Annotated in this window: 16 protein-coding genes; 8 read left to right on the top strand and 8 right to left on the bottom strand. The window is 56.8% G+C overall.

Going from position 1 to position 19,433, the window contains the following annotated elements:
- The 5 genes from E4656_RS13385 to E4656_RS13405 all read right to left on the bottom strand — a co-directional run bounded on the left by E4656_RS13385 (position 1) and on the right by E4656_RS13405 (position 5,390).
- Complete coding sequence (locus E4656_RS13385; RefSeq protein ID WP_135483794.1) at positions 1-768, bottom strand: DeoR/GlpR family DNA-binding transcription regulator; 768 nt, start codon at positions 766-768, stop codon at positions 1-3.
- A 261-nt stretch (positions 769-1,029) separates the two neighbouring features.
- Positions 1,030-1,986, bottom strand: coding sequence for a D-ribose ABC transporter substrate-binding protein (locus tag E4656_RS13390; protein WP_135483795.1), 957 nt, complete (start codon positions 1,984-1,986; stop codon positions 1,030-1,032).
- A 66-nt stretch (positions 1,987-2,052) separates the two neighbouring features.
- Positions 2,053-3,171, bottom strand: a complete 1,119-nt coding sequence (locus tag E4656_RS13395) for an ABC transporter permease (RefSeq protein ID WP_135483796.1) — start codon at positions 3,169-3,171, stop codon at positions 2,053-2,055.
- Between the two features lie 18 nt (positions 3,172-3,189).
- Positions 3,190-4,737: a sugar ABC transporter ATP-binding protein gene (locus E4656_RS13400; RefSeq protein ID WP_135483797.1), complete on the bottom strand. Its 1,548-nt coding sequence runs from the start codon at positions 4,735-4,737 to the stop codon at positions 3,190-3,192.
- Complete coding sequence (locus tag E4656_RS13405; RefSeq protein ID WP_135483798.1) at positions 4,734-5,390, bottom strand: DUF2291 family protein; 657 nt, start codon at positions 5,388-5,390, stop codon at positions 4,734-4,736. Before E4656_RS13405 ends, E4656_RS13400 begins: the two co-directional genes overlap by 4 nt.
- A 379-nt stretch (positions 5,391-5,769) precedes the next feature.
- Here E4656_RS13405 and E4656_RS13410 point away from each other — a divergent pair, with 379 nt between their 5' ends.
- The 4 genes from E4656_RS13410 to E4656_RS13425 all read left to right on the top strand — a co-directional run bounded on the left by E4656_RS13410 (position 5,770) and on the right by E4656_RS13425 (position 10,909).
- Positions 5,770-6,726: a sugar-binding transcriptional regulator gene (locus E4656_RS13410; protein WP_135483799.1), complete on the top strand. Its 957-nt coding sequence runs from the start codon at positions 5,770-5,772 to the stop codon at positions 6,724-6,726.
- A gap of 73 nt (positions 6,727-6,799) precedes the next feature.
- Positions 6,800-8,353, top strand: coding sequence for an FGGY-family carbohydrate kinase (locus tag E4656_RS13415; RefSeq protein ID WP_135483800.1), 1,554 nt, complete (start codon positions 6,800-6,802; stop codon positions 8,351-8,353).
- Between the two features lie 70 nt (positions 8,354-8,423).
- On the top strand, positions 8,424-9,956 hold the full coding sequence (locus E4656_RS13420) for a glycerol-3-phosphate dehydrogenase (RefSeq protein WP_135483801.1): 1,533 nt from the start codon (positions 8,424-8,426) through the stop codon (positions 9,954-9,956).
- A 20-nt stretch (positions 9,957-9,976) separates the two neighbouring features.
- On the top strand, positions 9,977-10,909 hold the full coding sequence (locus tag E4656_RS13425) for a sugar phosphate isomerase/epimerase family protein (protein WP_135483802.1): 933 nt from the start codon (positions 9,977-9,979) through the stop codon (positions 10,907-10,909).
- A 28-nt stretch (positions 10,910-10,937) separates the two neighbouring features.
- On the opposite strand, the gene E4656_RS13430 is transcribed toward E4656_RS13425, so the two are convergent.
- Positions 10,938-11,339 carry a hypothetical protein gene (locus tag E4656_RS13430; protein WP_135483803.1) on the bottom strand — a complete coding sequence of 134 codons (402 nt, stop codon included), beginning with the start codon at positions 11,337-11,339 and terminating at the stop codon, positions 10,938-10,940.
- Positions 11,340-12,380: 1,041 nt separating this feature from the next.
- Between E4656_RS13430 and E4656_RS13435 the strand changes: the two genes are divergently transcribed.
- Both E4656_RS13435 and E4656_RS13440 read left to right on the top strand, forming a co-directional pair.
- Complete coding sequence (locus E4656_RS13435) at positions 12,381-13,457, top strand: magnesium transporter (protein ID WP_135483804.1); 1,077 nt, start codon at positions 12,381-12,383, stop codon at positions 13,455-13,457.
- Positions 13,458-13,747: 290 nt separating this feature from the next.
- The gene (locus E4656_RS13440; protein ID WP_167856062.1) at positions 13,748-14,209 is read left to right on the top strand and encodes a helix-turn-helix domain-containing protein; all 462 of its coding nucleotides are present in this window, start codon (positions 13,748-13,750) and stop codon (positions 14,207-14,209) included.
- A gap of 25 nt (positions 14,210-14,234) precedes the next feature.
- Here the strand turns inward: E4656_RS13440 and E4656_RS13445 are convergent, their stop codons facing one another.
- The gene (locus E4656_RS13445) at positions 14,235-14,618 is read right to left on the bottom strand and encodes a VOC family protein (protein ID WP_135483806.1); all 384 of its coding nucleotides are present in this window, start codon (positions 14,616-14,618) and stop codon (positions 14,235-14,237) included.
- Positions 14,619-15,247: 629 nt separating this feature from the next.
- On the opposite strand from E4656_RS13445, the gene E4656_RS13450 reads away from it, so the two are divergent.
- On the top strand, positions 15,248-15,847 hold the full coding sequence (locus tag E4656_RS13450) for an ABC transporter ATP-binding protein (protein ID WP_135483807.1): 600 nt from the start codon (positions 15,248-15,250) through the stop codon (positions 15,845-15,847).
- A gap of 1 nt (position 15,848) precedes the next feature.
- Entirely contained in the window at positions 15,849-16,661 is an 813-nt protein-coding gene (locus E4656_RS13455; protein WP_135483808.1) for an ABC transporter permease, read from the top strand.
- Between the two features lie 388 nt (positions 16,662-17,049).
- Here E4656_RS13455 and E4656_RS13460 read toward each other — a convergent pair whose 3' ends face one another.
- Entirely contained in the window at positions 17,050-19,428 is a 2,379-nt protein-coding gene (locus E4656_RS13460) for a type I restriction enzyme HsdR N-terminal domain-containing protein (RefSeq protein WP_135483809.1), read from the bottom strand.
- Between the last annotated feature and the right edge of the window lie 5 nt (positions 19,429-19,433).

Below are 19,433 nucleotides of genomic sequence, written 5' to 3' on the forward strand. Positions count from 1 at the left end.
CTAGTGCCCTGGCGCGACCATCACTTGCACGCCGCGCGCCCGGAGATCCTGGATGGCATCCTCGTCAGTCTGGCGGTCGGTGATGATGATGTCGAAATCGGATAGCGGGGCCAGATGATGCAAGGCCCGTTTTTGGAATTTGCTGTGATCTGCCAGCAGCACCCGTCTGGTTGCGGCCCGAAACATGGCCTGTTTGGTTTCTACCATTTCCGGATATTGATGATAGGCCACTCCGTCCACAATCGCGGATGTTGAGATCATCAGTGTATCGGCATGCAGGCCCTTGATTTCATTGATGGTCATATGACCCAGAAAGGCGTTGCACCAATTGTGGTATCGGCCACCCAGACCAATCAGGTTGATATGATCCATTTCACGCAGTGCATTCATCAAGGTGATGGAATTGGAGATGATAGTCAGAGATAGTCTGTGATGCAGGAAAGGCACCATTTGCAGCACGGTGGTCGAGTCATCAAGAAACACCGTCTCGCCGGGCTCCAGCAAGTCCGAGGCCATTTTGGCAATTTGCTTCTTTTCTCCACTGTGCTGTTTGACGCGATAGGCATCACTGGACTCTGTCAGGCTGGTCGGCGTTACCGTGGCTATGCCCCTGTCCTTGCGCAACAGGCCGCGGTGTTCCAGTTCGTCCAGGTCACGGTGGGCGGTCATCAGGCTGATGCTGAATTGCTCTGCTATCTCCTCGATTCGCACACTGCCAGCGGCTATAACAGCTTCTGCAATTTGCTGTCGCCGCGTCAGTTGTCGCATTTGGCGAGTGTCTTTTAGAGTGGCTTCTTTGAAAAGCTGTTCCAGAGCTGTGTCCACGGCCGGTCGTATACCTCTGATATTTCTGCTAATTGTATCATTCTATTGATATAACACATCAACAGGCCTGTTACGAAACTCTGCCTCTTTCTGGACCAGTGGTCGAACAATCAGCCGCATTGCCAACGCTCAATCCGGTTTTTTGCTGATGCCTGGTGCCCATCGGAAAAAAGGGGGCAGCAGGCTGCCCCCAAGGCTGACACATTACCCTTCGAAAACGAACGGCCCCGTCATCTGGTCGACATTCTCCGGAGTGATCAGAATGCAATCAAACAGTTGCTTTTCTTCGTCAGCACCGGTTTCGCCGGTTCTGATAAAACGGTCGGCCTGGATGACTGCTTCCCGAGCAAAAACAGCGACTGGCTGCAGTACGGAATACGCCATTTCGCCGGCCTTGATGGATTCAATCGCATCAGGGTTGCCGTCAAAGCCACCAACGATCACGTCGTTGAAGCGTCCCGCTTCTTTCAGTGCAGAGATCGCACCCAGTGCCATCTCGTCGTTGCCAGAGATAACACCCGCAATATCCGGGTTGGCCTGCATCAGGTTCTGCATACGGTTGTAACCTTGCGTGCGGTCCCAGTTGGCAACCTCAGAACCGACCTGGTTCAGGTCCGGATACTGGTTGATCACAGTGGTGTAACCGTTCGAGCGCGTCTGCGCATTGTTGTCTGAAGGTGCACCGAACATCTCGACATAGTTGCCGCCATCACCCATCAGTTCTACCCAGTGTGCTGCCCCCAGGGCCGCGCCCTGAGCGTTGTTGGATACCAGCTGTGCCTCTGCCAGACCGGTTTCGTTGATCTCTGCATTGACCAGCAAGACCGGAATGCCTGCGTCAACGGCACGACGAACAGCACCGATCGAACCATCGGCATTGGCCGGGTCCAGAATGATGGCAGCCGCATTGTTGGTGATCGCTGTATCGATGAGACGGCTCTCTTCGTTGGTATCACCACGGTGAGCACTGACGTTGGCACGGTAGCCCAGCTCTTCAGCAGTTTCACGGGCCACCTCGCCCTCGGTGTGCCAGTAGGGGTTGGAAGGGTCGTTCACGATGATGGTCATCAGACCCTGGCTTTGCGCCGAGACGAAACCGGACACCCCCATTGCGGCTGTAGCCAGCCCGATCACGGTCAGTCGCTTGATTGTATGTAACATGAGTACTCTCCAGTGTTGTTTTTAGGTTTTCACCGATAATGATCGGCTTGGGTCCTGCGTGGCGGACTATTTGGAAGAGCCCTGCCGTAGAGCAGAATCGTTTTTGCTCACCGGCGATTTGTCGTCGCCCGTTGCAATTTTCTTTTTGGTTTTGGGTTGGTAGTTGATGCTGTTCAGCATCACGGCCAGGATGATCACGGCGCCGGTAAATACCGTTTGCCAGTAGGATGAGACGCCAATGATGACCAGCCCGCTGCCCAGAAACCCGATCACGAAGGCGCCCAGCAAGGTACCCTGAACATTGCCCTTGCCACCGGAGAGGGCAGCACCGCCGACCACGACGGCCGCAATGGCAGTCAACTCATAGGTATTGCCGGCGGTCGGACCTGCAGAGGTCAGCTGAGAGGCGAGCACGAGACCGGACAGGGCAGCACATATGCCAGACATGACATAGACGCTGACCGTGGTATGTTTGACCGGCACGCCGGACAACTCGGCGGCTTTGGCATTCCCTCCGGTCGCGTAGATCCATCTGCCCAGCGGGGTCCGCGTCAGCAGCAAGGCGATGGCAATGGCAACGGCAAGCAGTATCAGAACACCGATCGGTATCCCCATGATGCGGTTGAAGCCCAGCCAGTCAAAACCGGTATTGCCCAGTTCCGGGCGTCCGCCCAGTCGGTTGTAGGTCAGGCCATTGGTCATCAGCAAGGCGATACCGCGGGCGACATACAGCATGCCCAGCGTGGCGACAAAGGCGGGTACTTTGAAATAGGCGACCAGGGTGCCATTGATGGCACCCATGAAGGCGCCCAGGGCACAGGTCAGCACTACGACCACCCAGACGGAAGGGAATAGAGTCAGGCCCAGAAACTCGAGTGATACGCCCTGCAGCAGGAAGCCGGCAAAAACCCCGGAGAGCCCCAGTACGGAACCTACCGAGAGGTCGATACCACCGGTCAGAATGACCAGCAGCATGCCCAGGGAAATCAGCCCGAAAATGGACACCTGAGAAGACATGGTCAGGAAATTGCTCACCGTGAGGTAGTAGGGTGAGAGTATCGAGAACACCGCAATGATGGCGATCAAAGCGAAAAACGCTCTTCCTTCCAGCAAAACCTTGGCCGCCAGCGGCGCCAGGTTTGTCGTTTGTAAACTCGGCCAACGGGATTGAGTTGTTGTGGACATGATCTTGGGCTCCAGTTTTTATTCTGCAAGGACGGCTTCGCCGGAAGCAGCCATTATTTCGTCTTTGCTGATATCGGGTTTAAACTCGGCGGCAATTCGGCCCCGGCTCATGACGATGATGCGGTGTGCAACGCTGAAACACTCGGTGACTTCCGAGGTCGAGTAGACAACCCCGAGTCCCTGCTGAGCGCCTTCCGACAGCAGCTTGAATACTTCTGACTTGGCGCCGATATCGATGCCTCGACTTGGCTCGTCCAGCAGCAGCACCTTGGGTGCTGTGGCCAGCATTTTTCCGATCACCACTTTTTGCTGGTTGCCGCCGGAGAGAGAACCGATGCTGGCTCGGCTGTCATTGGTCTTGATGTGAACATTGCGAATGGCCGAACTGACGACCTCGGATTCCAGTTGCCTTGAAGTCATCAGACCTTTCACAAAGGAAGCAATGCTGGCCAGAGAAAGGTTTCCGCCAATCGACATGGTTTGTACCAGACCGTCGCGCTGACGATCTTCCGGAACTAGCGCCAGGCCCAGGTCGATTCTCTGCGCGATGCTCAGCTTCAGCACGCTCTGGCCGTTGAGCAGGATATCCCCGCTGGCCGGCTCGTTGCGTCCGGCTATGGTCTCGAGCAGCTCTGTTCGTCCGGCCCCCATCAGGCCATAAATACAGACAATTTCGCCGGCACGGACACTGAGGTTCAGTTTGTCGACCAGCACTTTGCCGCCGTCATCGACCACACGAAGGTCGTTCACCGAGAGGGCGGGGGCACCAAAGTTGTAGCCGGATGGCGGGGCGCCCAGGTCAAAGTTGTCGCCCACCATGTGGCGTACAATCCAGGGCAAATCGATTTCATCTCGTTTGGCATATGCGGTCATGGTGCCGTCACGCAACACAACGGCGTGGTCCGTGACCTCCAGCGCTTCCTCGAGGTGGTGCGAAATGTACACGATGGAGACGCCGCGCTTTTTCAGGTCCCGGATGACCTTGAACAGAACTTCCACCTCACTGGCACTCAGGGCCGAGGTGGGTTCATCCATGATCAGGATGCGCGAATTGATCTGCAGTGCGCGGGCAATTTCAACGATCTGCTGCTGGCCCAGCTTCAGATTGGCAACCGGCGTCAGCGGGTCGATATCCTCTTCAAGTTCCTGCATCAACTCGGCGGTGATGCGCCGCTCGGTGGCGTAATCCACGCCACTGGCGCAGAGGAGTTCGCGACCCAGAAAGATGTTGTCTCTGACGCTCAGATTGGGGGCCAGGCTGAGCTCCTGATGGATGATCGAAATGCCGTATGCTGCGGCGTCGGAAGGTGTCCGAAAGGTTACCTTCTTGCCGTCAACCAGGATGTCACCCGAGCTGGGGATGACGATGCCCGCCAGAACCTTCATCAATGTCGACTTGCCGGCGCCATTTTCGCCAAACAGCGTGGTCACTTCGCCCTTGTGGACGTCAAAGTTGACCCCTTTCAGGGCATGTACGTTGCCGTAAGACTTGGCCACGTTTCTGGCGGAAAGGACCGCATTGCTATCGCCTTGCGGTTTGTCGCTCTGGGGTGTTGTCGTTGTCATTGCACTGTCACCCTTGCCGGTGTTACCAGCCAGTTGCTGGGGTTGATCAACGTAAATGCACCAGAGACTGTAATCAGGCGGCCTTCCAGTTGATCTCGGTCAATCGGGTCCAGGGTGTCGGCTTTCATGGCGTCGTTCAGCGCTCTGCCGGCATTCTGATATTCGATCTGGTTGGTGAATTGCTGGAACCTGATTGTTCCGGTGACGTCGCGCAATTCGGTGCCATTGATGGCAGGTCCCAACTGAAGGCGGATGGTGAGATCTTCCGGCGCCTGGTCCACTGACACCTCTACGATGCCGCTCTGGCCCTCGACAATCCGGCCGGTAAAGGTCACCGGAAAGATCGGGTAGGCCCCGGCCTGGGTTCCGTGCTGCGCAATCGCCGCATCACGATCGTTTTCCAGGGTCTGAGCGAGCAACTGCACACCAACGGCGTTTTCCTCGATCCACTCCTGGACAACGGGGAATTCTGTCGCGCCGAACTGCTCGGGAGAAAAGGACGCTTCAGCGAGATCCAACTGGGACCCGGTCCTGACCACGGTCGTATCCAGGGCCATGGCAACAATCAGCGCAGCCACCAGGACGAAGATGGCCAGCGACCGACGTGACAGATTGCTATACCGCTTTGCGGCAACGTCTTGATGTGAACTCATTCCTCGTAACCTTTCTTATTGATTGTTTTCCAGCGCGGTAAATCATTCAGCCATGTTGTGCTTGTTGGGTGTGTTGATTGCGACCCAGTCAGCATCATGACGGGCTGTTTCATGTGCCCGCACTTTATTTAACATAAAAATGTTATAATTATGATAGATTTGTTGTCAACAGTTCCGCTTTCGGTTCTGTGGAGCCATTTACAGTCCAGGAAGCATGAGAAAGGCTCGAATACCGTGCTGTCTGCTGGGCCAAAGAGCTGAATCGAGAGTGTTTCATTTTGTTATCCCAAGTGATTTTTATAGTTAACATTGACATAACATAGCACAGGTGAAATAATTTTCAACAGCTGAGAAAAATTTCAAAACGAGCAAAGTGACAATGACAAAATCAGAATCAATCAGCTCCGTTGAGGAAGCTCTCGTCGTTCGGGCGGCCTGGCTGCATTTCATTTCCGGGCTCACGCAGTCGGAGGTTGCGGAGCGTTTGCACGTCTCACGAGCAAAGGCCCACCGCCTCATTGCTTCCGCCATGAAGGCGGGCTATGTCCGTGTCAGCGTTGAAGGGAAGGTGGCCAATTGCATTCGGCATGAAGAGCAGCTTTGTGCTCGACATCAACTGACTTACTGCGATGTGGTCCCGGATCTGGCAGAGACCGGCATGCCGCTCAAGGCGCTGGGCTATGGCGGGGCTCGTTTTCTGCAGCATCAGCTCGAAAGCCAATCCGCTTCGATGATTGGCATTGGCCACGGCAGGTCACTGATGGCTGCGGTCAATGAACTGCCTCTGGTCGATACCGGGGACATTCAGTTCATGTCCTTGCTGGGCGGGCTGACACGGCGTTTTACTGCCAACCCGCATGATGTGATTCACCGGCTGGCCGAGCAAACCGGTGCCGAGGCTTACGTATTACCCGTGCCGTTCCTGGCAAATTCCGTGGAAGACAAGAAGGTGCTGCTTTCACAGCACGGTGTTGCGGAAGTGTTTGATTTGATGGCGCACATGGATGTCGCACTGGTCGGCATCGGCTCGGTGGACAGTGAGGCCCAACTGGTGGCGTCTCGCATGTTGAAGGATGAGGAACTCAACGGCGTGCGTGATGCCGGTGCTGCCGGTGAACTGTTGGGTCATTTCTTCGATGAGCAGGGCAATCCGGTGGAATCCCCCTTTACCGAGCGCATCATTGCCCCCTCTCTAGAGAGCTTGCGCCGTCACAACATAGTGGCGCTGGCGGGTGGGTCAGAAAAGGTTGATTCCATCAAGGCCATTCTGAACAGCGGTGTCCTGTCAGGATTGATTACGGATGAGCAGACCGCAGCCAGGCTGATAGAAAGCTGATTGGATGCCTGCCGGGTCGCAATGACACCGGCTGCGCCAGTCAGGTCGGAACACAGAATAAGAGGTACGGGAAATGGCGGGGAGTCAGGATCTTTTGATCGGCATCGACGCAGGCACGTCGGTTGTCAAAGCTGTTGCGTTCACCCTGAAGGGTGAACAGGTGGCCTGTTGCGCAATTCAGAATCGCTATGAACTTGGGGCAGATGGTGCAGCAACTCAATCGCTGCGTACAACCTGGTCCGAATGTGTCGAGGCATTGTGTGCACTGGGTGTTGAAGTGCCGGGCCTCAAACAACGCACGGCAGCCATTGCAGTGACCGGTCAGGGTGATGGCACCTGGCTGGTTGGGCGGGACAATGCGCCGGTCAGCGATGCCTGGATCTGGCTGGATGCGCGTGCCGCGCCGACGGTGGACCGAATTCGCGCCAGCGCCGGCGAGAGACGCCGCTTCGAAAAGACGGGCACCGGGCTGAATACGTGCCAGCAGGGCGCGCAACTGGCCCATATCGCAGAACACTACCCGAGTCTGCTGTCGGAAGCGGAAGTCGCGCTGCATTGCAAGGACTGGCTGTATCTTTGCCTGACCGGCGTCCGTGCCACCGACCCTTCCGAAGCCTGTTTCACCTTTGGTGATTTCCGCACACGCGAGTATGACACGGACGTTCTGAATGCCCTGGGCCTGCAGGATCATCGTCATCTGTTGCCCGATATTAATGAAGGTACAGAAATTACCCACCCGTTGTCAGAAGAGGCCGCGCGGTCCACCGGGCTGCTGACCGGGACCCCGGTTGTACTCGGCTATGTCGACATGGTGATGACCGGCCTTGGTGCCGGGGTGTACACGGGAAGCACTGATTCAGCCTGTTCCATCATCGGGTCTACCGGCGTCCACATGCGTCCCGTGGCTGCAGAGTCAGTGTCGCTGAATGATGCGTGTACCGGATATATCATGACTCTGCCGGTACCCGGCATGGTCACACAGATGCAGTCCAATATGGCAGCAACGCTGAATGTCGACTGGCTTTTGGGGTTGGCGGCAGAGTTGATTTGCGACGGTGGGACACCGGTCGGAACAAGTGATCTATTGGACCGCATTGACGGCTGGTTGCACAACAGTTCCAGAAGTCGGCTGATTTACCATCCTTACATTTCCGAGGCTGGTGAGCGTGGGCCATTCATTGATGCCAACGCGCGCGCGAGTTTCATTGGGTTGAATACGAGCCACGGCTTCGCTGATCTGTTGCGCGCTGTTGTTGATGGCCTGGGAATGGCGACCAGGGACTGCTACGCCGCCATCGGAAATATGCCAAAAGAAATTCGTTTGAGTGGAGGAGCAGCTCGTTCATCAGCCATTCAATCAGTCATTGCCTCATCCGTCGGCGCCGGTGTGCGAGTTTCAGATCGAGAAGAAGCTGGGGCAGCCGGCGCGGCCATGATGGCAGCTGTCGCCGTCGGTGTGTATGCAGATATGGATGCTTGTATCAGGGAATGGGTATCACCCCTGCTGGGCGATATTCACCAGCCGAATGCGGAGGACACACAACCCTACGCTCGATTGTACGACGTATATCGAGAGTCTCGAGAGGCACTGGCGCCGGTATGGTCGAAGCTGCCCACCTCAACATGATAACGCTGCCGCATCGAGACGGCACCCATACTGACAGGATAGCTCGCAAGGAGTTACCGAGGAGCGCAAGATGAACAATCAGAAACATATAGACTTGCTGGTCGTTGGCGGCGGCGTCAACGGTGCGGGTATCGCACGGGATGCTGCCGGGCGCGGCTTGTCGGTACTGCTGTGCGAAAAGGAGGATCTTGCCGAGGGCACGTCTTCACGCTCCGGCAAGCTGGTGCATGGTGGGCTGCGATATCTGGAGTACTACGAGTTCCGGTTGGTTCGCGAAGCCTTGATCGAGCGGGAAGTGCTGCTGAATTCCGCCAGCCACATTATCTGGCCCATGCGATTCGTGTTGCCCCATAGCCCCAATGATCGACCGGCGTGGCTGGTTCGCCTGGGACTGTTTCTCTATGACCATCTGGGGGGCCGAAAAAAATTGCCGGGCACTCGGACACTCAACCTGCATCGTGATCCGGAAGGCTCTGCTCTGGAAGATCAATACAAACTCGGCTTTGAATATTCCGATTGCTGGGTAGATGACGCCCGCCTGGTCACCCTGAACGCGGTCTCTGCTGCCGAGAAGGGTGCACAGATTTGCACGCGCACAGAGTTTGTCGGCGCAAAACGGGAAAACGGTGCGTGGTCCGTGGAATTGAAAGATGTGCGAACCGGTGCCATCAGAACGGTCAGGGCAATTGCTCTGTGCAACGCTGCGGGGCCTTGGGTCAACAAGGTTGTTGGCACCATGAAGGATACGAGTAGCCGCAGAAACGTGCGACTGGTCAAGGGCAGCCACATCATTGTGCCGAAATTCTGGGAGGGCCAGCAGGCTTATCTCGTGCAGAACGATGACAAGCGGGTGATCTTTATCAACCCCTACGAGGGTGACAAGGCGCTGATCGGAACCACCGATATCCCCTATGAAGGCAAACCTGAAACGGTGTCGGCGGATGAAAGCGAAATCGAGTATCTGCTGGCCGCCGTCAACCGGTACTTCAAGGAAAAGCTGCAGCGCACGGATGTGCTGGAAACCTTTTCCGGCGTGCGTGCTTTGTTCGATGACGGGAACGGCAACCCCTCTGCGGTGACACGGGATTATGAGTTTGATCTGGATGACGAGGGCGGCGTGCCCCTGCTGAATGTCTATGGCGGCAAGATCACAACGTTCCGGAAACTGTCAGAGCATGCCCTGCAGAAACTGGCACCCTACTTCCCCAGACTGGGGCAAGCCTGGACACGTGATGAGCCGTTACCCGGCGGTGAAATTGAAAATGCAGATTTCACTCGTTTCATTGACCGACTGCGACAACGTTACCCCTGGATGCCACGGAATCTGCTGCTGCACTACAGCAGACTCTACGGGGCGCGAACACCGAATCTTGTCGGCACAGCCAAAAACCTCAAGGATCTGGGCAAGCACTTCGGCAACGACCTGTATGCAGCAGAAGCGAAGTACCTGGTCGAAAAAGAATGGGCACAGACAACAGCAGATATTCTATACCGTCGAACCAAACATGGCCTTCATCTGTCAGAGGCGCAAAAGGCAGCCTTTGGCACATGGTTTGAAAAAACTTATGCGGGTTCCAGGTCCGTCGAAACCGTCAACCTTTAACGGGACAGGAGTGATCGACAATGGCACTGACACTTGGTTTGAATACCAATCCACTGGTGAACCGGTTCGCTGAACCAGATGACCTGATCGACACGGTGGCCCGGGACCTGCGTATTCGCGATATCCAGCTGACCCATGAATTCATCAATCCGTCCTGGCCGGCGGCGGTGACTCGTCGACTGACCAGACAGATGGGTCGCGCCCTGCAGCGAACGGGCGTCAGGGTAACCTCCGGCATGACGGGCCCCTATGGTCGATTGAATCACTTTGGTCACCCGGATACAGACGTCAGGCGCTACTACGTTGACTGGTTCAAGACTTTTGCTGATATCACCGCAGATCTGGGCGGTGAGGCGACCGGGACTCAGTTCGCAATATTTACCTTTCGGGACTTCGACGATCCGGACAAAAGAGAAGCCCTGATCGACGAAGTGATCGAATGTTGGGGTGCTGTTGCCGAGCACGCCAAGGCTGCCGGCCTGAAGTATCTGTTCTGGGAACCTATGTCTGTGGGTCGAGAGTTCGGGCACACCATTGAGTCCTGCCTGGAGCTGCAGAAGCGGATCGATGCAGCAGGATTGGCAATACCACTATATGCCATGGCAGACATCGATCACGGTGATGTCAGTTCCAGCAACCCGGATGATACGGACCCCTATGCCTGGGCACGGGCCGTACCACCGATTTCTCCCATCATTCATATCAAGCAGAGCTCGATGGACAAGAGTGGTCACCGCCCGTTCACGGCGGAGCACAATGAGTCGGGGCTGATACAGCCTGAACCCTTGCTCAGGGCGCTGTCCGAAGGTGGTGCAGACAACAACCAGATCTGTCTGGAGCTGTCCTTCAAGGAGCGCGAGCCCAATGACCGTGCTGTGGTGCCGGCGATTGCCGAGAGCGTCGCATTCTGGGCACCTCACCTGGATACTGGCGCAGCTGATCTGAAGGTCTGAACGGGTGAGAGCGGGCACAAGTGCCCGCTCACGCAGGAATCTCATCGAGTTCATCCTCCAGCTCCTGCACCAGCGGGTCCAGGCGGACGACCGAGGGCGCTACGGCTTCAGACTCGGGCACCAGCGTCTTGGCCAGTTTTTCCAGCCCTGACGCCACCGGAATGGCCAGGCAGGCCAGCAGTGTCAGCACGACCACCGACAGAATAAACAGGACAGGCAACCCGGCCAGTGCATCAAACAGCGCCCCCACTGCGGGGTCGGCACTGAAGGCCACGGCCGAGTCGCTGAGCAGGCCGACACCAATCAGCATGAAAGCGAAAGCGAGCAGTGCCTGCCCGATACCCCGGGCGCGATTGTTCTCCATGAACAGAAACAGGAAACCGCCAAGCGCCAGAAAGGCACCTGTGAACTCCCTCAGGTTGAGTGACACCAGCGACACCGCCGACAAAGGATTTGGAGCGGGTTTTGCTAAAGTCCTGCAGCCCGTCCAGCAGGTCACCGCCAAACACTCGGGCAAAGCCCTCCCGCAGGAACCGAAGCCCGAACAGTACGAGCAAAAGCCCGGCAACAAGATTGATGAATTCCATGGCGACTTCCTTTCTCTGAGACAACACATTGGCACGGCAACCCCGGCCACAACAGACAGTAGATTCGGGGTGGGTTACAGTTTATGTGGTGAGAAAATCCGGAATCACGGGCATGGCTAATCCGCCTTTCCAGGTTGTGCATGAAGCAGCCATAAACCACGCATGATCAATCAGACCCTGACAGGGCCTTCACTGAACGAAGGGATGTTGCTGGCGGCGCTTAACCCGGACCTCGGGGTAAGCACAGCCGGAGAAATCGATTTGTTCCGGAGGGTGTTTACCGCGAGATCCGTCCAGTCGCCTTGCGGCGATCTGCAGTCTGATACCAACTGCTGGTTTCCAAGACAAAACTCCTCTTGCTTTGATGGTGGCGGAGTATAGGCAGGCAGGTTCTTATGTCAATATCTAATTAAAAAGGGGTTGACTTCATGAAATCATCTCACTACTGTTCCGCTCGAATTCACAACTAGGGAGAGCAACAGCTGATGGACGACCCCAGTAGTCGATCATCCAAGCGTGGGACTGACGGTAAGGTCGATACCCAGGCTCTGACTCTCTCCTGACCCCCGGCGCAGATTCCTGTCGCCAATACCGGGTCAGGCTGACCAGCCAAGCCCGGATATCCTCCTGAAAACCCACCCGTACTGACACCAGACCACTCGGCTTGCGAGGGCTTGGCGCGCCATTGTGCCATGTCCAATAGCTTTGAGGTTCTGTTGTGTTCGGCCGGTGTCTGTCGATCCTGCGCAAATTTGCCTTCACAGGTCCTGCCTGGTGATGTGCTGTACCCGGTCGGGTGACAGCTCACGCAGGTCTGTGTTCAGGAAATAAATAGAAATCATTCTGATAATTGGAGTGGTTAGGATTAGTTTCAGGAGAATACAATGAACACCATTACTGCAAACACCGTCTCAACGGCCTCAAATGCCCAAAGCAATCCGGTTCTGCGCCATCACCCGGTCAGCGAAGTGATGCGCAAGACCTTCCTCAATGTGGATGCGACCATGACTGCCGAGCAGGCATTGGAGCTGGTCCGCAAGTCGGACCTGAACCATGACGCGACCTCAGTGCTGTTCGTCTCCTCAGAGCGCAGCAACAACTACCGCGGTTTTGTGCGTCTGAGCGCGCTGTTGCGTGCCACCGCCGACACCGCGATCGGTGCCCTGGTCGAGGCAGAAAGCCCGCAGGTCAAGCAGGATGTCCACTACGAGGTGGCGGCGCGTGAGCTGCACCGCACGGATATTCCGATGCTGCCGGTGACTGATGACGAGAACCGTCTGGTTGGTGTACTGACCTTCGATGACGCCATGGATGTACTGGAGCAGGAAGCTTCCGAAGACATGTACTGGAAGGCCGGTGTCGGTGACCTGACGCACCAGAAGGACGCCGTACGCAGCGAGAAGCTGACCTCCGGCAGCATTGGTTACCCGGTCAAGGTGCGCCTGATGTTCCTGATGGTGACCCTAGCCGGTGGCATGATGGTCGGTGGTGTGATCGATCACTTCGAAGGCGTGCTGGAAGCCCTGGTCGCACTGGCCATCTTCATTCCGCTGGTCATGGACATGGGCGGCAATGTGGGCACCCAGTCCACCACCATCTTCGCACGTGGTCTGGCGCTGGGGCACATCGATCTGAACCGGTTCTTCCGTGTACACGTTTGGCGTGAACTGAAGGTCGGTCTGACCATGGGCGTATTGCTGGCTGTCCTCGGCGGCACCATCGCCTACTTCTGGCAGGGAGCACCCAACGGCATTCCGATGCTGGGTGTCGTGGTCGGGCTGTCCCTGATGTTCTCGGTGACCACAGCCAGCCTGCTCGGCTTCCTGATCCCCTGGATTCTGCTGAAGCTGGGTGTGGACCATGCGCCGGGTGCTGACCCCTTCATCACCACCATCAAGGACTTCAGCGGCCTGGCCGTCTACTTCCTGACTGCGGCCTGGTTGCTGGGCATCTCCGGCTGAAGCCGAAGCTGTGCGCTGCCTCCCCGGAGGCAGCGCTTTTTTGGCTTCGGATCCAGGCATTTGGGTACAAGGTGGCAGATACACTGCCCAGTGATACACTGATCCACATGGCCCCGATACTACTTCAGCATTGGCAGTTTACTGCCGGGCGCCCTGTCCAGGCACCGGTACTGCCCGACGGCTGCCGCGACCTTATAGTCAGAGTGGACAGCCGAGGTGAGCCGCATTGGTTTGTCTCGGATCTGGCAAACTCCGCTCAGTCGGTGAGTTGCCAGGCCGGGCAGGTCTTTATGGGTTTTCGGTTGCACCCGGCGGCACAGTTTTCCGAAACGGAGTTGCTGGCCGCCTTTCGTCAGTGTGATGCGGGCGAGAGCAAAACCAGACAGATTGCGCGTCTGGAAGCACTTGTTCGTCTGGACACCAACCTGGCAGAAGCGCTGGACGCACTGGCCAGTGCCCAGCGTAAAGTGGATGTTTTAAGACAAGTGGGTGTCAGTGAGCGCACACTGGAAAGAGTGATCAAAAGAGCAACCGGCAAGAATCCGCTATTCTGGAAAAATCTGGCCCGTGCTCGTCGCACTGCTCGCCAACTCAACGGCCAGCAGCCATTTGCAGAGTTGGCAGCCGACAGCGGCTACGCCGATCAGGCGCACATGATACGCGAGTTCAGAAAATGGTTCGGTGTAACCCCCGGTCAGTTCATGGGGAACACCGAACTCACCGCCCTGGTCCAGGCATCAGGTTATGAGTAATGCCTGAACCACGGCACGGGTATCGCTACATGGCTACCGCTGTACACAATTCCACCAGAAAACCATCCGGATCACGCACATAGGCGGTGGTTTGCCCCCAGGGCATATCCTCGGGCTCCTGCACCAGGGTAGCCCCAGCCGCAACCGCTTTTTTCAGCGCCGCCGGAACGTCCTCGGTGACAAAAGCGATTTCAAAGCAGGGGGAGTCCGCTATCGGCGCCGAAGGGTTCTTGCCCAGTTCGGCAAGCAATTTGCGCGTCGAGAAAGCAAGCGCAGTTGTGCCCGTATCCAGCTCGCCGAAGTCTCCGCTCTCGTGTAAAAACCGCCGCTTGAGGCCGAAGGCCGCCTCGTAAAAGGCCAGCGTGTGCCGCACGTCTTCCACATACAAAATAGTATAACCAAGCAACATAAAAGACCCTCCAGGGTTTCGAGAAAGTGGGCATGGTAAGCGCCTGGAGGCATCGCGTATTGAAAAAAACCGGCAGGGTGTAGGGCACGACCATAACCAGTCCGCCTCAAGCCTGAGCTTTATGGGAGAGGTGCGGTGATGCTGTAAAGGAACCCGCTCTGGCAGAAAAGCAGCATCAAAAAAACCCGGACGGTTTCACTTTTGGATAGACTTAAAACGGGGGGTAGGGTTAAGCAACGGACATTACCAGGAATCAGTTGGATTAAACCCTGAGGGCAGATCACCGAGTCGCTATTTCAATTCATAACGCAAGTTGTGTTGCGTGAGTTGCTTGCAACCTACGCTGGGGTTCTTATGTTCTGGTTACCACCAAGGCTTCCGGTCTGCTGTAATCCCCATCCCATCCCATCCCATCCCATCCCGATTATCGCCGCGTAGCAGATCAGCGACAAACCAGATGAAAGCAGCGGTCCGGTCCAGTATGGTTTACGGGTTACAATCACTAGTCCGTGATGTGACGAATCCATATTTAACACAGCTTCTACTACACCCATGTCGTCAAGGGCGGGCCCAAGGCTTTTGAAGCCGATGAGGATGCCTGATTTTCTGGATTCATTTGGCGTTATCTTATGCTCTTGTTCAAGGACCTCACCACAGCTAACCTGACACCTCAGACCCGACAACTGGACAATGGTCGAATCGTCTGCCTGTCCGGCGCATCTGGCTCAGGCAAGAGCCTGCTTTTGCGAGCGCTGGCAGATCTGGATGCCCATGAAGGGGAGGTGTTTCTTGATGTCACTCTACAATCCGCTACGCCGGCACATCTCTGGCGCCAATGGGTCAGGCTGGTTCCAGCCGAAAGTCAGTGGTGGTCAGACTCTGTCCGTGATCATTTCGCCGAGTCGCCGGACCCTGCCGATCTGAACGCACTGCTGCTGCCGGATACGGCACTGGAGTGGCCAGTGAGCCGCCTGTCATCCGGTGAGAAGCAACGCCTGGCATTGCTGCGTGCCATCAGCACTGCTCCCAGGGCCTTGTTGCTGGATGAACCCACCGCCAATCTGGACCAGACGGCACGACTTGCCGTCGAAGACTGGCTTATCATGAAAATCCGCGCTAATGACTGGCCAACACTCTGGGTCGCACACGATGAAGACCAGATCCAGCGCGTCGCCGATCAACACTGGCAACTTGAGAGCGGCCAACTGATCGAGTTGGAGCCCGCCTGATATGGATTTGATCGAAATCTCCTATTTTGACCTGGGGCTGGCCGGCCTGCTGGTGATCCTGCTGGCAGCGGTTTCCTGGTGGGCCAGGTTGGGCATTGGTCACCGCTTGTTGATCGCCGCTGCGCGCACCATTATCCAGTTGTCGCTGATTGCGCTGGTTCTGGAGGCTCTGTTCGCCGCAGACGGGTTTTTCTGGATCGCCTTGATGGCTACCGTCATGGTGCTCATTGCTGGTCGTGAGGTGGCCAGCCGCCAGGAACGACGGTTTATCCGGGGCCAATCATTCGCCATTGGCACATTGTCCATATTCTTGTCCGGTTTTAGCGTGACGGTGTTCGCGCTGCTGGTGATTATCGGCCCAGACCCCTGGTATTCGCCACAATACGCCATTCCACTGTTGGGCATGATGTTGGGCAATACCATGACCGGAGTCGCTGTCAGTCTGGACCGACTGACGCAATCGGCTTGGGACCATCGCGCCGTTATCGAAAATCGCCTGATGCTCGGCGAGACTTGGCAGAGCGCCATTGGCCATCTTCGGCGCGACGCCATGCGCAGCGGCATGATCCCGACCATCAATGCCATGGCCACGGCCGGTATCGTCAGCCTGCCCGGCATGATGACCGGTCAGATACTCTCAGGTACGACACCGGCTTTGGCAGTGCGCTATCAGATCCTGATCATGCTGGCCATTGCAGTGGGCACGGGGTTCGGGACGATGGCCGGTGTTCTGATTGCCAGTCGGAACTTGTTTGACGGGCGGCAGCGTTTGCGTCTGGACCGTTTGCAGACGCCCAATGGAAGCAAATGGTAGCCCGAACTGCGTTTGTTGGCCTTGAATGGCACTCGCCAACACTGGATGGAATATTGGGTTCCATATATGTCGCAACTAGAAGTTTCGAATTTTAGCTAAATCGGACTCCTGCGAAATAGCTGAAACGCAGCTATGGTGTGGTCTATCGATAGTATTGCTTCGCGGGTGAGTGCTTTATTTTCTGAACTGGCGGACATCTTTACAAAGATTGCGACCATAAAGTGTCCGCCCATTGCGCTCATAACTTGTCCGCCTTGGTCTGAGTTTTATCGCGAGTCTCGGTGAGCCTCCAAAACACGCTGTTAAGGCGGTAAAGCAGCTTCAAGAGAAGCCGGATTTTCCAACTCTAGCTGGACCTAAAGCAGGGTTGGGGTCAATGGGTGTCTAACTACTCACCACCGGCCGGTCCTTGAGTAGCGGCGGTGAGCGCGGGGAGCACGCGCTTCTCTAACGTCACTTCGACCCATTCGGAAAGTTCGGGTATGTTGCGCAGTTGCACCGTGCGCAGCGCGATAGTCAAACGATGCAGAAGTGGCAGAGACCCGGTTTCGATCGCGGCTTCCACCCACTCGTCTACATGTTTCCACGGGCGCGACAATAGATCGGCCATTGCTTGTGTCGCTGCCTCGATGGGGCCTTGATCGTGGCAAAGGACGCGACCGCGATCGCCGAGGTCGTGTACAAGATGGCTCAGCCCCTCTTCGTTTGCGCGCAGCAAGGGGAAAGGACACTGGCCGATGTTCAGCAGGATCATAGCGTCCATGCGTTGGCTGTCGTCGCCAACCCTTGCTATGGGAAGCCTGGCCAGTTGTCCAAGGATCATCCAGGCAGCCGTGTTGCCAAGCATGCCCAGGCGCTCCTCTCCGAGATCGATAGTTTCGCCTATGACGTAGCCATGGCGATTGGATAACCAAGCCTTTTCGCCTTTGAGGTTCAAATGAATCAAACGGCCGTCTGACCCTTGTATCGCCAACAGGGCGTTTTCTATGGGCTCCTCCATGGGCTCGATGGCGAGAAGGCCGTCGATGATTACTGAACTGAATCCACCCGTTTTCTCCGCCATGCTGCGAATAGCCTGCGCACCGATCAAGTCCCCGAGATAGACAGCGTCCAAGCGGTAGCCAAGCCAAGTGCCAGCTTCCTGCGGGTCCACTGCGGCGCGACGCACGAGTTCGTCACCTGCGGCATCGGCAAGCTCTGAAAGGAAGGCGGCAGGAATGGTCGGCACGACGATGTCTTCGCCGCCTGCGTGACGGTAGGTGCGCACGGCACCCTTCGATCTAAGTTCGGCTACCGCATTGCGGGCTTCGTCGGAAAGTGCATCTTGTCTCACGACGAACCCATTGGCCGCTGCCAGAGCCAGTTCGGCAGAATGGGCGCCTTCATCGGCAAGGGCGCAACGCGCAAGCACACGATAGCCGCGCAGCAGGTCCGCCTGATTGGCGTAGTTCTGGCGCGCCGCATCCACAAGTTCCAAGCCAAGTGTCGGCGGAAGGAGCAGCGCGCTTTTCGGGTCCTGGTGCCGTGGGTTACGGGCGGCATCGTCGTAAATCGTGCGAAGTACCCACGGGGCACGGTAGTCGTCTGCGTACTCGGCGCCCTGCTGAAAGTGAACCTCGTGATTGGCGAGAGTGCGCTGCGCACCTTGAAACTCTTCCAGCTTCAAGGGGCCGACCTCGATGATCTTTGCGCGGTCTCCCACCGCCGTCTGCGTGCGACAGTTTGTAGCCTTGACCAGCCGTTCCGCGCGATCGGTGGTCAGGATGACATTGAGCTTATTACCAGTCCGCAGGTTCGCCAGTTCCTCTAGGTCGGCCGCCATTGGCGTGCCTGGCTCTACGTCGTCAATGGCGAGCAGAAGTGCCGGCCCCGCAGGCCCGGTAGACATCCGCCGCAGCCACTGGCGGGCGTCGTTAGCGGTGAGATTCCATTCAAGCTCGATGGCGAACAAGTTGGCCAGCGATTGAAACAGTCCCGGCCCTGAGCCTCGCAACATCAGGACAGCCAAGTCTTCACTTTCCCGAGTGCGCAAGGCGAATTCGCGCAGACAACTGCTCTTTCCGCTCTGTGCTGCACCTTCGACGATTGTGAAGGTGGTCCCTACCAGCACCGATTTGATCGCGGTTAAGGTACTTAGACGAGTGAACAGCAGAAGCTTGGCGAAAGCACGATCGGACTGGCCGGGTGGGTCAGTCATCTCGGCCAGGAGCCTTGCCGTTGCTGATCGCACGATGGGAACCCAGACTCCAGTTTCCCGACCCATCAAAGCTTCGGTAGCCCACCGCATATCCGCCGCTGCCAACTTGGCGGCATTGGCGAGCAGACAGGATACCGCATTCGCAGCGTCTTGCTCGCCGGACCAAAATTGCCCTGTGTTGGCGTCGTAGATGCGGGTATCGCACCCATTCGTGACAACAACAAGAGGTGGTCGTGGCGTCAACTGGTTAGCGTAGCTTTGCGCTTGCTCATAGTCTGCATGAGTAAGCTCTAGATCCTCGCGCTTGAGCTCCACCACGGCGAGCGGTCGCCCGTCATGAAAGATGATTACATCCGCGCGCCCGCTTTTCTCCCACTGAGCGGCGCTGTCAAATTCATGTGTTTCATGGCCAAGGCGTACGGTGAAGCGCCGCTGTTCGACCAACTGCTCGCGGGGAATGTTAGGGAAGGCGGTGGACAGTGCCGCTCCTAACCGGCTTTCCAACTCGGCCTCGGTACGGACGGGCGAAGAGGCCGGCTGCGCTTTTTGGTTTTGTTTTGTGCTAGACATTGCGA

This window comes from Natronospirillum operosum (assembly GCF_004768465.1).
Taxonomy (GTDB): domain Bacteria; phylum Pseudomonadota; class Gammaproteobacteria; order Pseudomonadales; family Natronospirillaceae; genus Natronospirillum; species Natronospirillum operosum.

Bases quoted from the DNA above. Each gene is read 5' to 3' on its own strand.
- E4656_RS13425 (WP_135483802.1), top strand. From the start codon at position 9,977: ATGGCACTGACACTTGGTTTGAATACCAATCCACTGGTGAACCGGTTC.
- E4656_RS13455 (WP_135483808.1), top strand. From the start codon at position 15,849: ATGGATTTGATCGAAATCTCCTATTTTGACCTGGGGCTGGCCGGCCTG.
- E4656_RS13420 (WP_135483801.1), top strand. From the start codon at position 8,424: ATGAACAATCAGAAACATATAGACTTGCTGGTCGTTGGCGGCGGCGTC.
- E4656_RS13405 (WP_135483798.1), bottom strand. From the start codon at position 5,390: ATGAGTTCACATCAAGACGTTGCCGCAAAGCGGTATAGCAATCTGTCA.
- E4656_RS13445 (WP_135483806.1), bottom strand. From the start codon at position 14,618: ATGTTGCTTGGTTATACTATTTTGTATGTGGAAGACGTGCGGCACACG.
- E4656_RS13440 (WP_167856062.1), top strand. From the start codon at position 13,748: ATGGGTTTTCGGTTGCACCCGGCGGCACAGTTTTCCGAAACGGAGTTG.
- E4656_RS13385 (WP_135483794.1), bottom strand. From the start codon at position 768: ATGCGACAACTGACGCGGCGACAGCAAATTGCAGAAGCTGTTATAGCC.
- E4656_RS13410 (WP_135483799.1), top strand. From the start codon at position 5,770: ATGACAAAATCAGAATCAATCAGCTCCGTTGAGGAAGCTCTCGTCGTT.
- E4656_RS13400 (WP_135483797.1), bottom strand. From the start codon at position 4,737: ATGACAACGACAACACCCCAGAGCGACAAACCGCAAGGCGATAGCAAT.
- E4656_RS13460 (WP_135483809.1), bottom strand. From the start codon at position 19,428: ATGTCTAGCACAAAACAAAACCAAAAAGCGCAGCCGGCCTCTTCGCCC.
- E4656_RS13390 (WP_135483795.1), bottom strand. From the start codon at position 1,986: ATGTTACATACAATCAAGCGACTGACCGTGATCGGGCTGGCTACAGCC.
- E4656_RS13415 (WP_135483800.1), top strand. From the start codon at position 6,800: ATGGCGGGGAGTCAGGATCTTTTGATCGGCATCGACGCAGGCACGTCG.
- E4656_RS13450 (WP_135483807.1), top strand. From the start codon at position 15,248: ATGCTCTTGTTCAAGGACCTCACCACAGCTAACCTGACACCTCAGACC.
- E4656_RS13435 (WP_135483804.1), top strand. From the start codon at position 12,381: ATGAACACCATTACTGCAAACACCGTCTCAACGGCCTCAAATGCCCAA.
- E4656_RS13395 (WP_135483796.1), bottom strand. From the start codon at position 3,171: ATGTCCACAACAACTCAATCCCGTTGGCCGAGTTTACAAACGACAAAC.